The sequence below is a fragment of the Streptomyces sp. WAC05292 genome (genome assembly GCF_003949955.1).
Classification (GTDB): Bacteria; Actinomycetota; Actinomycetes; order Streptomycetales; family Streptomycetaceae; genus Streptomyces; species Streptomyces globosus.
The window spans coordinates 1-14,966 of record NZ_RPSE01000046.1 but is presented as its reverse complement, the minus strand read 5'-3'; the positions used below and the strand labels follow the sequence as shown (position 1 = coordinate 14,966).

Genomic DNA, 14,966 nt, shown 5'->3' with positions numbered 1-14,966 from the left:
CCCCGGAAGGCCCACCGCATGCGCGCCACCGTCATCCACGCCCCGCACGACATCCGCGTGGAGGAGGTGCCCGACGCGGCGGTCCGGCTCCCCGGGGACGCCGTCGTACGCGTCCTGCGCGCCTGCATCTGCGGCAGCGACCTGTGGGCGTACCGCGGCGAGGCGCAGCGCGTCCCCGGCCAGCGCATCGGCCACGAGTTCCTCGGCGTCGTCGAGGAGACCGGCTCCGCGGTGTCCGGGCTGCGCGCCGGCGACCTGGTCGTGGCGCCCTTCATGTGGTCCGACGGCACCTGCGACCACTGCTCCGAGGGGCTGTACACCTCCTGTGCGGACGGCGGTTTCTGGGGGTCCGTCGGCCACGACGGCGGACAGGGCGAGGCCGTCCGCGTCCCCCACGCCGACGGCACCCTGGTCAGGCTGCCCGCCGAAGCGGCCTCGGACGACCACCTGCTGACGGGCCTGCTGGCGCTGTCCGACGTCATGGGCACCGGCCACCACGCGGCGCTCGGCGCCGGCGTCCGCGAGGGCGCCACCGTCGCCGTGGTCGGCGACGGCGCCGTCGGACTGTGCGGGGTGCTCGCGGCCCGGCGGCTGGGCGCGGAGCGGATCATCGCGCTCGGCCGGCACGCGGCCCGCACCGACATCGCGAAGCTGTTCGGGGCGACGGACGTCGTCGCCGAGCGGGGGGAGGCCGCCGTGGCCGCCGTACGGGAGTTGACCCGGGGTTTCGGCGCGCACGCCGTGATCGAGGCGGTCGGCACCGAGCAGTCCATGCGCACCGCCATCGGCATCGCCCGCGACGGCGGGTCCGTCGGCTACGTCGGCGTCCCGCACGGCAGCGGCACCGGCATCGACCTCGACGTGATGTTCGACCGCAACATCAGCCTGCGCGGCGGCGTGGCTCCGGTCCGCGCGTACATACCGGAGCTGCTGCGGGACGTGCTGAGCGGCGCGATCGACCCGGCGCCCGTCTTCGACCGGGCGGTCTCCCTGGAGGGTGTCCCGGACGGCTACCGCGCGATGGACGACCGCAGCGCGTTGAAGGTGCTCATCAAGCCCTGAGCGCGGGCGCGGGGGCGGGGACGGCCGGAGGGGCCGGCCCGGGATCACTCCCCGGCCGGCCCCTCCGCCGCCCGCTGTGCGGGCGGTGTGCCGCGCGGTGGTTACTTCACGGCCTTGAGGGCGTCCACGACGCCGGCGCCGTAGTAGCCCGTCTGGCCCCACTTGGCCTGGCAGGTCGCGGCGTCCACCAGGTTGCCCGCGGTGTCGTACACCTGGGCCGGGCAGTCCGCCTTGGTGGCCTGCGACTTCAGCATGCGCTGGAGCTGGGACGGGGTGGCGTTCGGGTGGGCGCTCTTCAGCAGCGCCGCGACGCCCGCCACGTGCGGGGCGGCCATCGAGGTGCCCTGCTTGTAGCCCCAGCCGCCGCCGAGGACCGTCGACAGCACGCGGCCGTTGGCGTCGGGGGTGGCCGGGACCTGCCACTTGTCGCCGCCGGGGGCCGCCACGTCCACGACGCCGAGGCCGTAGCTGGAGTAGTACGACTTCAGGCCCTTGTCGCCGGTGGCGCTGACCGTCACGACGCCGGGGAGCTGTGTGGGCAGGTCCAGGCAGGTGCTCGGGTCGATGGTGCGCGGGCCGGGGGTGGTGTCGTTCGGGCTGGAGTCGTCGAGGATCGAGTCGGCCGCCAGGTCGTGGTCGGAGTTGCCGGCCGAGGCGACGCTGAGGACGCCCTTGCGCTCCGCGTAGCGGGTGGCCCGGGTGAGGGCCTCCACCAGCGCGCCCTGGTCGCTGTCCGACTTGCAGTTGTAGAGCCAGGGGTCGACGTAGTAGCTGTTGTTGGTCACCTCGATCCCCTTCTCGGCGGCGAACATGAAGCCGCAGACGACCGCCTCGGTGTAGAAGAGGCTGGTGCCGGGCTCGCTCACCTTGATGCCGGCGACCTTGACGCCGGGCGCCACACCGGAGATGCCGACGCCGTTGCGGGCCGCGGCTATGGTGCCGGCGACGTGGGTGCCGTGGTCGCTGCCGTCCGGGTACGGGCGCCAGGCGCCCTCGGAGGTGTCCGCGACGCCGCCGACGCAGTTGGCCGACTGGGACCGGGAGAAGTTCGGGGCCAGATCGGGGTGGGTGTCGTCGACACCCGTGTCGATGACGCCGACGGTGACGTCCGGGCTGCCATCGTTGATCTTGTGTGCCTGGTCGGCCTTGATCGTCCGCAGGTCCCACTGGTTGGGCTCCAGCGGCTCCTGACCCGTCTGCGCCGCCGCGGCGGCCTTGGCGGCGTCCGCCGCGCTCAGCTTCTGGGTGGCGCCCTCGTCGGTGGTCTTCGCCGCCGTGAGGGGGGCCGTGCGGGTGGCGCCGACCGACACGAACAGGCTGCGCTGGGCGCGCAGGGTCTTCGCGAAGTCGGGGTTCTGGGAGTGCGCGACGACCACGCCGATCTGGTCGTAGGACGTCACCACCGTGCCGCCCGCGCGCTCGATGGCCTTCTTCGCCTGCTTCGCCGTGCCATACGCGGTCAGGTTCGCCACGTAGGACAGCTTGGGGCCGGTGGTCTGCTTCGCCGCCGCGGTGTCCGCCGTGGTGCCCAGCGGGGCCGCGGAGGCCACGGCCGAGGGCAGGAAGGCGAGGGAGGCGGTGAGCGCCAGGCCGACCGGAACGGCGAGGCGCCGACGGCCGGATCCCAGATGAGCCATGGGTTCTCCACATCATCCGTGAAAAAGTCGTCCGCGCGCGGTCGCGCAGGACGACGGGTTCATGACAGGTGAACCTAATGCCGGTGTTCGCCTTTGCGCCATCAGTTCGAGGAATCAGTTTCCAAAGAATCCGGCGGAGTTGAACCGCCGCAGCACGCGGTACGTGCCGTTGTCAGGGGGGACGGCGCGCCCGCTCCCCACCCGGAGGTTGATTTGTCCGTCCCCACTGCACCCGCGTCACAAGGAGAGCCCCCCGTGACCACCGAAGCAGCGCCGCCCCCCGGCGGCGCGGGAACGTCCGCGGCAAGCCCCACCGCCGAAGAGTTCGAGGCCGTCCAGCGCAGCCCCGAGTTCGCCGCCCTGCGCAGCTCCCACCGCTCCTTCGCCTTCCCGCTGACCGTGGCCTTCGTCGCCTGGTACCTGCTGTACGTGCTGCTGTCGAACTACGCGGGCGGCTTCATGGGGACCAGGCTCTTCGGGAACGTCAACGTCGCGCTCGTACTCGGCCTCGGCCAGTTCGCCACGACGTTCCTGATCGCCTGGCTCTACTCGCGCCACGCGGCCGCGAAGCTCGACCCCAAGGCGGACGCCATCAAGGCGCGGATGGAGAACGGCCGATGAGCACCCACGACCTCGCGGCGGCCTCCCCCGTACTCGCCTCCGGCGCCGGCGACCACCGGCCGCTGATCATCACCCTCTTCGGGCTGTTCGTCGTCGCCACCCTGATCATCACCGTCTGGGCCGGCCGGCAGACCCGCGACGCCGCCGACTTCTACGCCGGCGGCCGCCAGTTCACCGGTTTCCAGAACGGCCTGGCCATCTCCGGCGACTACATGTCCGCCGCGTCCTTCCTCGGCATCGCCGGAGCCATCGCCCTCTTCGGCTACGACGGCTTCCTGTACTCCATCGGCTTCCTCGTCGCCTGGCTCGTGGCGCTGCTGCTGGTCGCCGAGCCGCTGCGCAACTCCGGCCGCTACACCATGGGCGACGTCCTCGCCTTCCGGATGCGCCAGCGGCCCGTGCGCACCGCCGCCGGCACCTCCACCATCGTCGTGTCGATCTTCTACCTGCTCGCGCAGATGGCAGGCGCCGGCGTCCTCGTCTCGCTGCTGCTCGGCATCACCAGCGACGGCGGCAAGATCGCGGTCGTCGCCCTGGTCGGCGTCCTGATGATCGTGTACGTGACCATCGGCGGCATGAAGGGCACCACCTGGGTCCAGATGATCAAGGCGGTGCTGCTCATCGCGGGCGCCCTGCTGATCACCTTCCTGGTGCTGCTGAAGTTCGACTTCAACGTCTCCGAGCTGCTCGGCAAGGCCGCGGAGAACAGCGGCCAGGGAGCCGCGTTCCTCGAACCGGGACTCAAGTACGGCCAGGACGCGACGAGCAAGCTCGACTTCCTCTCCCTCGGCATCGCCCTGGTCCTCGGCACCGCCGGCCTGCCGCACATCCTGATCCGCTTCTACACGGTCCCCACCGCCAAGGCCGCCCGCAAGTCCGTCAACTGGGCCATCGGCATCATCGGCGCCTTCTACCTGATGACGATCGCCCTCGGCTTCGGCGCCGCCGCCCTGCTGGAGCGGACCGACATCATCGCCTCCAACAAGGCCGGCAACACCGCGGCCCCGCTCGTCGCCCAGGAACTCGGCGGAGGCGCGGGCTCCACCGGCGGCGCCGTCCTGCTCGCCGTGATCTCGGCCGTGGCCTTCGCCACCATCCTCGCCGTCGTCGCCGGACTCACCCTCGCCTCGTCCTCGTCGTTCGCCCACGACCTGTACGTGAACGTGATCCGCAAGGGGCAGGCCACCGAGAAGGAGGAGGTCCGCGCCGCCCGCTGGTCCACCGTCGTCATCGGCGCCGCCGCGATCTTCCTCGGCGCCCTCGCCCGCGACCTCAACGTCGCCGGCCTGGTCGCGCTCGCCTTCGCGGTCGCCGCCTCAGCCAACCTGCCGACCATCCTCTACAGCCTCTTCTGGAAGCGCTTCACCACCCGCGGCGCCCTGTGGTCGATCTACGGAGGCCTGGTCTCCTCCGTCGTCCTGGTGCTCTTCTCCCCGGTCGTCTCCGGCAAGCCCACCTCGATGTTCAAGGACGCCGACTTCTACTGGTTCCCGCTGGAGAACCCCGGCATCGTCTCCATCCCGCTGGGCTTCCTCCTCGGCTGGCTCGGCACCGTCCTGTCCAAGGAGAAGGCCGACCCCGCGAAGTTCGCCGAGCTGGAGGTCCGCTCCCTGACCGGCACCGGAGCGCACTGACCGCCGCCCGCAGCGGCCGTGTCGTACGTCCCTACGACACGGCCGCGCCCCACCTCGTTCGATCGGGTATCCCGCCGGATCACCTCTCTCGCGTAGGCTCGACAGCGAGCGCATGCATCCTCCATCCGACGCGGCGCACACCTCTACGAACCGGACAGGGGAGGGGGCCCACAGTGCTTCTCGACACGTACGGCCGCGTGGCCACTGACCTGCGCGTCTCGCTCACCGACCGGTGCAACCTGCGCTGCACGTACTGCATGCCCGAAGAAGGCCTGCAATGGCTCGGCAAGTCCGATCTGCTCACCGACGACGAGATCGTCCGGCTGATCCGCATAGCCGTCACCCGCCTCGGCATCACCGAGGTCCGCTTCACCGGCGGCGAGCCCCTGCTGCGCCCCGGCCTCGTCGGCATCGTCGAGCAGTGCGCGGCCCTGGAGCCCCGCCCGAAGATGTCGCTGACCACCAACGGCATAGGCCTCGCGCGGACCGCCCGCGCGCTCAAGGCCGCCGGCCTGGACCGGGTGAACGTCTCCCTGGACACGCTGCGCCCCGACGTCTTCAAGACCCTCACCCGCCGCGACCGCCACCGCGACGTCCTCGACGGGATGGCCGCCGCCCGCGACGCCGGCCTGACCCCCGTCAAGGTCAACGCCGTCCTGATGCCCGGCCTGAACGACGACGAGGCCCCCGACCTGCTGGCCTGGGCCCTCGCCCACGAGTACGAGCTCCGCTTCATCGAGCAGATGCCGCTGGACGCCCAGCACGGCTGGAAGCGCGACGGGATGATCACCGCCGGGGACATCCTGGAGTCCCTGCGCACCCGCTTCACCCTGACCGAGGAAGGCGCCGAGGAGCGCGGCTCCGCCCCCGCCGAGCGCTGGCTCGTCGACGGCGGCCCCGCCACCGTCGGCGTCATCGCCTCCGTGACCAGGCCCTTCTGCAGCGCCTGCGACCGCACCCGGCTCACCGCCGACGGCCAGGTCAGGACGTGTCTCTTCGCCACCGAGGAGTCCGACCTGCGCGGAGCCCTGCGCTCCGGAGGGACCGACGAGGAGATCGCCGGCCTGTGGAAGGCGGCGATGTGGGGCAAGAAGGCCGGCTCCGGCCTCGACGACCCGTCCTTCCTCCAGCCCGACCGCCCCATGTCGGCGATCGGCGGCTGAACCCCGGTCGGGCAGGCCGCCGGAGCGGCGCTACCGCCGTTCCGAGCCCTCCGGCTGCACCCACTCGCCGAGCGCCACCACGTCCTTGAGGAAGCCGCGCACCCCCAGGAACTGCGACAGGTGCTCCCGGTGCTCCTCGCAGGCGAGCCACGTCTTGCGCCGCTCCGGCGTGTGCAGCTTCGGGTTGTTCCAGGCCAGCACCCAGACGGCCGAGGCACGGCAGCCCTTGGCGGAGCAGGTGGGGACATCGGGGGCGCCGGGCGCGTCAGGGGTGATCACGGCACAACCCTACAAACCGGCCCCGGGAAAAGGCGACGCCGAGCAGCCACGGGGGGAGCTGCCCGGCGTCGGTCCGTCGCTCCGACGGGGGATGCGGAGCGCGTAGGCAGTATGTCACGCAGGACCCGGTGCGGTGCACCGGAACCTCATGATTGATCTGAGCTATTCCTGAGGTTTCCCGCCTCCAGTGCCGGACGCACAGGTGAGGGGATGAAGTTCGAAGGCAGCTTCGGCGTCGACTCGCGCCCGGCGTTCGCGATGACCACCGCCACGTACGGCAGCAGCGCGCCCGCCACGAGCGTCACCACCGCCACGTGGCGCTCCACGTTCCACAGGATCACCGTCGCCAGGACCGAGAGGGTCCTGATCACCATCGAGATGACGTACCGGCGCTGCCTGCCGCGCACGTCCTCGTCGAGGCCCAGCCGGGCCCCCGTGATCCGGAAGACCTCGGTTCCGTTCCGCTTCTTCCGCAGCACGCTCCACCGCCCGATCCGACTCCCGGACGCTCCCGCCCGGTCCCTTATACGGTACGCCGGGCCGCGGGCGGTGCGCAGACCGGGTGGCCCCGGCAGGACGCGCCCGACATGCGGGCCGGGGCCCGGGGGCCGAAACTGGGCCCACATGCGCACGACGCGCCCTGAGGAGGCTCGACATGCAGTGGTTGTGGGCGATCATCGTCGGTTTCGTGCTCGGCCTGATCGCGCGGGCGATCCTGCCGGGCAAGCAGCACCAGCCGCTCTGGCTCACCACGCTCTTCGGCATCGCCGGCGCCATCCTCGGCAACGCCGTGGCGGGCTGGATCGGCGTCCGGGAGACTGCGGGCATCGACTGGATCCGGCACCTGCTCCAGCTCGCGGGCGCCGTCCTCATCGTCGGCCTCGGCGACATGATCTACATGTCGCTGCGCGGCGGGAGCAGGCGCACGACCTGACACCCCGGGCGCACGCGGCAGGGGCCGGCCCGGACGGAGAGTCCGGACCGGCCCCTGTGCCGTGCCCCGTACGGGCAGGCCGTCTGCCTCAGGCGCCGGTGACCTCGACCGCGGCCAGGTTCTTCTTGCCGCGGCGCAGCACCAGCCAGCGCCCGTGCAGCAGGTCCGACGCATCCGGGACCGCGTCCTCGGCGGTCACCTTCGCGTTGTTCACGTAGGCGCCGCCCTCCTTCACGGTGCGGCGGCCGGCCGACTTGCTCGCGACCAGGCCGGTCTCCGCGAACAGGTCGACGACCGGGGCGAGCGCGCCCACCTTCGCATGCGGCAGCTCCGACAGGGCCGCGGCCAGCGTGGCCTCGTCCAGGTCCGCCAGCTCGCCCTGCCCGAACAGGGCCTTCGACGCGGCGATCACCGCGGCGCACTGGTCGGCGCCGTGCACCAGCGTCGTCAGCTCCTCCGCCAGCGCGCGCTGCGCGGCACGGGCCTGCGGCCGCTCCGCGGTCTGCGCCTCCAGCTCCTCCAGCTCCTCACGGGACCTGAAGGACAGGATCCGCATGTAGGTGGAGACGTCCCGGTCGTCGACGTTCAACCAGAACTGGTAGAACGCGTACGGCGTCGTCATCTCCGGGTCGAGCCAGACGGCCCCGCTCTCGGTCTTGCCGAACTTGGTGCCGTCCGCCTTGACCATCAGCGGCGTCGCCAGCGCGTGGACCTGCGCCTGCGGCTCCAGCTTGTGGATCAGGTCGAGGCCGGCCACCAGGTTGCCCCACTGGTCCGACCCGCCCTGCTGGAGGGTGCACCCGTACCGGCGGTACAGCTCCAGGAAGTCCATGCCCTGCAGGAGCTGGTAGCTGAACTCGGTGTAGCTGATGCCCTCCTGCGACTCCAGGCGGCGGGCCACGGAGTCCTTCGTCAGCATCTTGTTGACGCGGAAGTGCTTGCCGATGTCCCGCAGGAACTCGATGGCGGACAGGCCCGCCGTCCAGTCCAGGTTGTTGACCATGACCGCCGCGTTCTCACCCTCGAAGGACAGGAACGGCTCGATCTGCGTCCGCAGCCGGTTCACCCAGTTCGCCACCGTCTCCGGGTCGTTCAGGGTGCGCTCGGCCGTCGGGCGCGGGTCGCCGATCTGGCCGGTGGCCCCGCCGACCAGCGCCAGCGGCCGGTGCCCGGCCTGCTGGAGCCGGCGCACGGTGAGGACCTGCACCAGGTGCCCGACGTGCAGCGACGCCGCCGTCGGGTCGAAGCCGCAATAGAACGTGACAGGACCGTCCGCGAACGCCTTGCGCAGCGCTTCTTCGTCGGTGGACTGGGCGAACAGCCCGCGCCACTTCAGTTCGTCGACGATGTCCGTCACGGTCGTGACTCTCCTTGAACGAGGTGAAACAGGGTGGTGAAGGGTTTCCCCGCCAGTCTAGGCGGGCGGGGGGCCGCCTCCCGACGCCCGCCCGGCGCCCGCCCGGCGCCCGCCCGGCGCCGGCCCGGCGGCGCCGGAGCCGCCGGGCCGGCGGGAGCGTACGGTCAGACGCCCTTGCTGACCGAGCTCATGTTGAAGTCCGGGATCCGCAGCGCCGGCATCGCGGCCCGGGTGAACCAGTCGCTCCACTCGCGCGGCAGCGTCTTCTCGGTCCGCCCCGCCTCCGAGGCCCGCGAGAGCAGGTCCACCGGCGACTCGTTGAACCGGAAGTTGTTCACCTCGCCGACGACCTCCCCGTCCTCCACGAGGTAGACGCCGTCCCGGGTCAGGCCGGTCAGCAGCAGCGTCGCCGGGTCGACCTCGCGGATGTACCACAGGCAGGTCAGCAGCAGGCCCCGCTGCGTGCCCGCGACCATCTCCTCCAGCGACTTCTCCCCGCCCCCGTCCAGGACCAGGTTGCCGAAGCCGGGGGAGAGCGGCATGCCCGTGAGGGCCGCGGTGTGCCGGGTCGTGGCCAGCCGGGCCAGCTCGCCGTCCTTGATCCAGTCGGTCGCCGGCACCGGCAGGCCGTTGTCGAAGACGGACGCGTCGTCGCCCGAGCTGTGCGCGATCACGAACGGCGCCGACTCCAGCCCCGGGGCGTTCGGGTCGCTGCGCAGGGTCAGCGGCAGCCGTGACAGCCGCTCCCCGAGCCGGGTGCCGCCGCCCGGCTTGGAGAACACCGTCCGGCCCTCCACCGCGTCCCGCGCCGCCGCCGACCACATCTGGTAGATCAGCAGGTCCGCCACCGCCGTCGGCGGGAGCAGCGTCTCGTACCGGCCCGCCGGCAGGTCGAAGCGGCGCTCCGCCCAGCCCAGGCGCACGGCGAGCTCCGCGTCCAGCGCGAGCGGGTCCACGTCCTTGAAGTCCCGGGTGCCGCGGCCGGCCCACGCCGAGCGCTGCCGGTCCGGTGACTTCGCGTTGAGCTCCAGCGTGCCGTTCGGCTGGTCGTGCCGCAGCCGCAGCCCGGTCGAGGTGCCGACGTACGTGGAGACCAGCTCGTGGTTGGCGAAGCCGTACAGCTCGCGGCCGCCCGCCCGGGCCCGGGCGAAGGCCTCGCCGAGCGCCGGCGCGAAGTCCGCGAAGACCGAGGAGGAGGTCTCGGCCGGGGCGTCGGTGAAGTCCGGCGAGGCGGGCGTGCCCGTGACCAGCGGCTGCGCGTCCTCCGCGGGACCGGCGTCGCGCGCGGCGGCCTCCGCTGCCCGGACCAGCGGCTCCAGGTCGTCGGCGGTGACGGCCGCGCGCGAGACGACCCCCGAGGCGGTGCCCTCCCGCCCGTCGACCGTGGCGATGACGGTCAGCGTGCGGCCGCGGGTCACGCCGTTGGTCGTGAGCGCGTTGCCGGCCCAGCGCAGGTTGGCCGAGGACTCCTCGTCGGCGATGACGACGCAGCCGTCGGCGGTGGACAGCTCCAGGGCCCGCTCGACGATCTCGTGCGGCTTCGTGCGGTTCGAGGTCATCAGCGACCGGCCTCCTGGGTGGTGTTCAAGATGTTCACGTCGCGGAACAGCGCGGACGGACAGCCGTGCGAGACGGAGGCGACCTGGCCCGGCTGCGCCTTGCCGCAGTTGAAGGCGCCGCCGAGGACGTAGGTCTGCGGCCCGCCGACCTTCTCCATGGACCCCCAGAACTCGGTGGTCGTCGCCTGGTACGCGACGTCGCGCAGCTGGCCGGCCAGCCGGCCGTTCTCGATCCGGTAGAAGCGCTGCCCCGTGAACTGGAAGTTGTAGCGCTGCATGTCGATCGACCAGGAGCGGTCCCCGACGACGTAGATGCCGCGCTCCACCCCGCCGATCAGGTCCTCGGTCGACAGCCCGCCGGGGTCCGGCTGGAGCGAGACGTTCGCCATGCGCTGGACGGGGACGTGCCCGGGGGAGTCGGCGAAGGCGCAGCCGTTGGACCGCCCGAGACCGGTCAGCTTCGCGATGCGCCGGTCCAGCTGGTAGCCGACCAGGGTGCCCTCCCGGACCAGGTCCCAGCTCTGCGCCTCGACGCCCTCGTCGTCGTAGCCGATGGTGGCCAGGCCGTGCTCGGCGGTGCGGTCGCCGGTCACGTTCATGATCGACGAGCCGTACCTGAGCTTGCCGAGCTGGTCGAACGTGGCGAAGGAGGTCCCCGCGTACGCCGCCTCGTAGCCGAGCGCCCGGTCCAGCTCGGTGGCGTGCCCGATCGACTCGTGGATGGTGAGCCACAGGTTGGAGGGGTCGACCACGAGGTCGTAGCGGCCCGCCTCGACGCTCGGCGCGCGCATCTTCTCGGCGAGCAGCTCCGGGATCCGCTCCAGCTCGGCGTCCCAGTCCCAGCCGGTGCCGGTCAGGTACTCCCAGCCGCGGCCGACCGGCGGCGCGATGGTCCGCATCGAGTCGAAGCCGCCGGTCTGCCCGTCCACGGCGACCGCGGTGAGCTGCGGGTGGACCCGTACCCGCTGCTGGGTGGTCACGGTGCCGGCCGTGTCCGCGTAGAACTTGTTCTCGTGCACGGCGAGCAGCGAGGCGTCCACGTGCGCCACACCGTCCGCGGCAAGCAGACGGGAGCTCCAGTCGGCCAGCAGGGCGGCCTTCTCGGCGTCCGGCACGGAGAAGGGATCCACCTCGTACGAGGAGATCCACGTCTTGTCGGCGTGCACCGGCTCCTGGGCCAGCTCCACCCGCTCGTCGGACCCTGCGGCCTTGATGACCTGCGCGGACAGCTTCGCCATGGCGACCGCCTGGGACGCCACGCGCGCCGCACCGTCCATCGTCAGGTCCACTCCGGAGGCGAAGCCCCAGGCGCCGCCGTGCACCACGCGGACCGCGTACCCGAGGTCCGTGGTGTCGGACCCGCCGGAGGGCTTGGCGTCCCGCAGCCGCCAGGACGCGCTGCGGATCCGCTCCAGCCGGAAGTCGGCATGCTCGGCGCCCAGCGCGCGGGCCCGGGCGAGCGCCGCGTCGGCGAGCGCCCGCAGGGGCAGCGCGGTGAAAGCCGCGTCGATGGAATGGGGCACGGAATTCCTCCCGAGGTCGGGGCCGGTCCCCCTGATCATGGCGCGCCCGGGGCTTTTGTGCCTACCCCTTTCTGTAGGGACTCGACAGAGCCCGTCGCACGGCCCTGTGGGACATCGATTCTCCGCATTCCCTGCGGGACCTATAGGTTTCTGGTACTCAGACCGCTAGTCGAAAGGGTGATCCGTTGAGCCGCTCGGTTCTCGTCACCGGAGGAAACCGGGGCATCGGCCTCGCCATCGCCCGCGCCTTCGCACAGGCCGGCGACAAGGTCGCGGTCACGTACCGCTCGGGCGAGCCGCCGGAGGAGCTCACCGCACTCGGCGTCCTGGCGGTCCGCTGCGACATCACCGACTCCGAGCAGGTGGAGCAGGCCTACAAGGAGATCGAGGACGCCCACGGCGCCGTCGAGGTGCTGGTGGCCAACGCGGGCATCACCAAGGACACGCTCCTGATGCGCATGTCCGAGGACGACTTCACCTCGGTGGTCGACACCAACCTCACCGGCACCTTCCGCGTGGTCAAGCGCGCCAACCGCGGCATGCTGCGCGCCAAGAAGGGCCGCGTCGTCCTGATCTCCTCGGTCGTGGGCCTCCTCGGCTCCGCCGGCCAGGCCAACTACGCGGCCTCCAAGGCGGCGCTGGTGGGCTTCGCCCGCTCGCTCGCCCGCGAGCTGGGCTCCCGCAACATCACCTTCAACGTCGTCGCGCCCGGTTTCGTGGACACCGACATGACGAAGGTGCTCACCGACGAGCAGCGCGCGGCCATCGTGGCGAACGTGCCGCTCGCCCGCTACGCGCAGCCCGAGGAGATCGCGGCAGCGGTCAGCTTCCTGGCGTCCGACGACGCCGCGTACATCACCGGAGCCGTCATTCCCGTTGACGGCGGATTGGGCATGGGTCACTGATCACCATGAGCGGAATCCTCGAGGGCAAGCGGATCCTCGTCACCGGCGTGCTGATGGAGTCCTCCATCGCCTTCCACGTCGCCAAGCTGGCCCAGGAGCAGGGCGCCGAGGTCATCCTGACCGCGTTCCCGCGTCCGACGCTGACCGAGCGCATCGCGAAGAAGCTGCCCAAGCCGGCCAAGGTCATCGAGCTCGACGTCACCAACGACGAGCACCTCGCCCGCCTGGAGCAGCTGGTCCGCGACGAGCTCGGCGGCCTCGACGGCGTCGTCCACTCGATCGGCTTCGCCCCGCAGGACGCCCTCGGCGGCAACTTCCTGAACACCCCGTTCGAGTCGGTCGCGACCGCCATGCACGTCTCGGCGTTCTCGCTGAAGTCGCTGACCATGGCCTGCAAGCCGCTGTTCCCGGCGGAGGGTGCGGCGGTCGTCGGCCTGACCTTCGACGCGCAGTTCGCCTGGCCGCAGTACGACTGGATGGGCCCGGCCAAGGCCGCCCTGGAGGCCACCAGCCGCTACCTCGCCCGCGACCTGGGCAAGGAGAACATCCGCTGCAACCTCGTCTCGGCCGGCCCGATCGGCTCGATGGCCGCGAAGTCCATCCCGGGCTTCGGCGAGCTGGCGGACACCTGGAACCACCGCTCCATGCTGGAGTGGGACATGAGCGACCCGGAGCCGGCCGGCCGCGGCGTCGTCGCGCTGCTGTCGGACTGGTTCCCGAAGACCACGGGCGAGATCGTCCACGTGGACGGCGGCCTGCACGCCATGGGCGCCTGAGCACCGCCCGAACCAGCCGAACGGCGGCGGCCGCGCTTTCCCGAGGGGAGGCGCGGCCGCCGCCGTTCGGGCGTACGGGGGCCGGGGGAAAGGGGCGGCCGGCGAACGCACGTACGCCCGCCGACCGGATCTTCCCGAGTCGAAAACCCGGACAGAACCCGGCAAACTGACCGGGCCGGGATCTTCCCGGATCCTGCTGCGGGGAGGAGGTGCGGGCGTGCACGCGAGGCCGAGCCGGGCAGTGCTGCTGCTGGTCACCCCGGTGGCCCTGGCCGCCCTCCTCGTCCCCGGGACGGCCGCGCCGCCAGCGGGGACCCGCCCGGCGCCGGCCCCCCTCGCCGCGGACTCCGCCGTGGTCGACCTCGACGAGATCCCCGTCGAGCCGCCCGTCCGGCCCGCCTCGCCCGCCGCCGAGCTCTTCGGCGCCGACTGCGACACCGTCATCGAGGGCTCGCTGGTGACCGCGCACTGCCAGAACGGCTACCCCGAGACCGACCATCTGCGGCTGCACGTCGAATGCGACCGCTGGTGGGACCTCGACGGCGACAGCGCCGCCGTACCGGTCGACCCGGCCGGCCGGGTCGAGCTCGTGGGGCGCTGCTGGAAGGAGGTCCGCTCCGCCTGGATCACCCACGGACGGGCCTGACCCCCGGGCCCCGTCAGGTGCGCGCCTCCGGGCGGCCGCCCAGGCAGGCGTACGGGTACCCGGCCGCCTCCGCGGCCGCCGCGTCCCCGTCGCCCCGCCGGATCGCCTCGATCAGCCGCGCGTGGTCCATGTGCGCCGACGGCTCCAGCACCGTCCCCACGTCGGTGCGCAGCCACTCCGCGACCAGGTCGCCGAGGTCCGCGTACAGCTCGACGAGCACCTCGTTGTGCGAGGCGGCGACCACCGCCATGTGCAGGGCGACGTCCGCCGCGACGAACCGCCCCGCGTCCCCGCTCGCCCAGGCCGCCTCGCGGCGTGCCAGCAGCGCGTCCAGCTGGGCCATGTCCCGGTCGGTGCGCCGCTCGGCCGCCAGCCGGGCCCCCGAGGACTCCAGTGTCGAGCGGAGCTCCGCGACGTGGCGCGGGTCGGCCCCGGCGAAGCGGCGGTGCATCACCCCGGCCAGCTCGCTCGTGGCGAGGACGTACGTCCCCGAACCCTGGCGGATGTCGAGGAGGCCGTTGTGCGCGAGGGCCCGGACGGCCTCGCGGACGGTGTTGCGGGCGACGCCGAGCAGCTCGACGAGCTCCGGCTCGGTGGGGATCCGGGAGCCGACCGGCCACTCGCCGGAGGTGATCTGGTTCCTGAGCTGCGCGATCACCTGGTCGACCAGGGCGGAACGGCGGGGCGAGGTCAGCGGCATGCGGTCGGGGTCCTCTCGGTCCACTCCGGCACGGAACAGTCAATCATCCCATGATTCTATGATGGACCCATGCCCGACGACGACTCCCGCACCCCGAACACCCGGAACACCGCGAACACCCTGAACGGCCCGACCGGTCGGCACGCCCTGGCCACCCTGAAGCGGCACCC

General features: G+C 72.1%; 15 protein-coding genes. 8 read left to right on the top strand and 7 right to left on the bottom strand.

Features of this window, described 5'->3' with window-relative positions:
- Positions 1 to 18 precede the first annotated feature (18 nt).
- Positions 19 to 1,062 (top strand): zinc-dependent alcohol dehydrogenase family protein, encoded by a 1,044-nt coding sequence (locus tag EF903_RS08535; RefSeq protein WP_125542483.1) that lies wholly within the window; start codon positions 19 to 21, stop codon positions 1,060 to 1,062.
- A 101-nt stretch (positions 1,063 to 1,163) separates the two neighbouring features.
- On the opposite strand, the gene EF903_RS08530 is transcribed toward EF903_RS08535, so the two are convergent.
- On the bottom strand, positions 1,164 to 2,699 hold the full coding sequence (locus EF903_RS08530; protein WP_125542481.1) for a S8 family serine peptidase: 1,536 nt from the start codon (positions 2,697 to 2,699) through the stop codon (positions 1,164 to 1,166).
- 255 nt (positions 2,700 to 2,954) lie between these two features.
- On the opposite strand from EF903_RS08530, the gene EF903_RS08525 reads away from it, so the two are divergent.
- The 3 genes from EF903_RS08525 to moaA all read left to right on the top strand — a co-directional run bounded on the left by EF903_RS08525 (position 2,955) and on the right by moaA (position 6,117).
- Positions 2,955 to 3,320, top strand: coding sequence for a DUF485 domain-containing protein (locus tag EF903_RS08525; RefSeq protein ID WP_125542479.1), 366 nt, complete (start codon positions 2,955 to 2,957; stop codon positions 3,318 to 3,320).
- Positions 3,317 to 4,954, top strand: coding sequence for a cation acetate symporter (locus tag EF903_RS08520; protein ID WP_125542477.1), 1,638 nt, complete (start codon positions 3,317 to 3,319; stop codon positions 4,952 to 4,954). The genes EF903_RS08525 and EF903_RS08520 overlap by 4 nt, the downstream gene beginning before the upstream one ends.
- Before the next feature lie 173 nt (positions 4,955 to 5,127).
- On the top strand, positions 5,128 to 6,117 hold the full coding sequence (moaA, locus tag EF903_RS08515; protein ID WP_125542475.1) for a GTP 3',8-cyclase MoaA: 990 nt from the start codon (positions 5,128 to 5,130) through the stop codon (positions 6,115 to 6,117).
- Between the two features lie 30 nt (positions 6,118 to 6,147).
- On the opposite strand, the gene EF903_RS08510 is transcribed toward moaA, so the two are convergent.
- Both EF903_RS08510 and EF903_RS08505 read right to left on the bottom strand, forming a co-directional pair.
- On the bottom strand, positions 6,148 to 6,396 hold the full coding sequence (locus tag EF903_RS08510; RefSeq protein WP_125542473.1) for a hypothetical protein: 249 nt from the start codon (positions 6,394 to 6,396) through the stop codon (positions 6,148 to 6,150).
- 146 nt (positions 6,397 to 6,542) lie between these two features.
- The gene (locus EF903_RS08505; RefSeq protein WP_260614964.1) at positions 6,543 to 6,875 is read right to left on the bottom strand and encodes a DUF3099 domain-containing protein; all 333 of its coding nucleotides are present in this window, start codon (positions 6,873 to 6,875) and stop codon (positions 6,543 to 6,545) included.
- A 176-nt stretch (positions 6,876 to 7,051) separates the two neighbouring features.
- Here EF903_RS08505 and EF903_RS08500 point away from each other — a divergent pair, with 176 nt between their 5' ends.
- Complete coding sequence (locus tag EF903_RS08500; RefSeq protein WP_125542471.1) at positions 7,052 to 7,330, top strand: GlsB/YeaQ/YmgE family stress response membrane protein; 279 nt, start codon at positions 7,052 to 7,054, stop codon at positions 7,328 to 7,330.
- An 88-nt stretch (positions 7,331 to 7,418) separates the two neighbouring features.
- On the opposite strand, the gene tyrS is transcribed toward EF903_RS08500, so the two are convergent.
- The 3 genes from tyrS to EF903_RS08485 all read right to left on the bottom strand — a co-directional run bounded on the left by tyrS (position 7,419) and on the right by EF903_RS08485 (position 11,808).
- On the bottom strand, positions 7,419 to 8,687 hold the full coding sequence (gene tyrS / locus EF903_RS08495) for a tyrosine--tRNA ligase (protein WP_125542469.1): 1,269 nt from the start codon (positions 8,685 to 8,687) through the stop codon (positions 7,419 to 7,421).
- A 164-nt stretch (positions 8,688 to 8,851) separates the two neighbouring features.
- A complete protein-coding gene (locus EF903_RS08490; protein ID WP_125542467.1) occupies positions 8,852 to 10,246 on the bottom strand; it encodes a metallopeptidase TldD-related protein in 1,395 nt (464 codons plus the stop codon).
- Complete coding sequence (locus tag EF903_RS08485) at positions 10,246 to 11,808, bottom strand: TldD/PmbA family protein (protein WP_399420400.1); 1,563 nt, start codon at positions 11,806 to 11,808, stop codon at positions 10,246 to 10,248. Before EF903_RS08485 ends, EF903_RS08490 begins: the two co-directional genes overlap by 1 nt.
- Positions 11,809 to 11,954: 146 nt before the next feature.
- On the opposite strand from EF903_RS08485, the gene fabG reads away from it, so the two are divergent.
- The 3 genes from fabG (at position 11,955) to EF903_RS08470 (ending at position 14,096) form a co-directional block, all read left to right on the top strand.
- The gene (fabG, locus tag EF903_RS08480) at positions 11,955 to 12,674 is read left to right on the top strand and encodes a 3-oxoacyl-[acyl-carrier-protein] reductase (RefSeq protein WP_114057007.1); all 720 of its coding nucleotides are present in this window, start codon (positions 11,955 to 11,957) and stop codon (positions 12,672 to 12,674) included.
- Between the two features lie 5 nt (positions 12,675 to 12,679).
- Entirely contained in the window at positions 12,680 to 13,450 is a 771-nt protein-coding gene (gene fabI, locus EF903_RS08475; protein ID WP_125542463.1) for an enoyl-ACP reductase FabI, read from the top strand.
- A gap of 217 nt (positions 13,451 to 13,667) precedes the next feature.
- On the top strand, positions 13,668 to 14,096 hold the full coding sequence (locus EF903_RS08470) for a hypothetical protein (protein ID WP_125542461.1): 429 nt from the start codon (positions 13,668 to 13,670) through the stop codon (positions 14,094 to 14,096).
- Between the two features lie 13 nt (positions 14,097 to 14,109).
- Here the strand turns inward: EF903_RS08470 and EF903_RS08465 are convergent, their stop codons facing one another.
- Positions 14,110 to 14,796: a FadR/GntR family transcriptional regulator gene (locus tag EF903_RS08465; RefSeq protein WP_125542512.1), complete on the bottom strand. Its 687-nt coding sequence runs from the start codon at positions 14,794 to 14,796 to the stop codon at positions 14,110 to 14,112.
- Between the last annotated feature and the right edge of the window lie 170 nt (positions 14,797 to 14,966).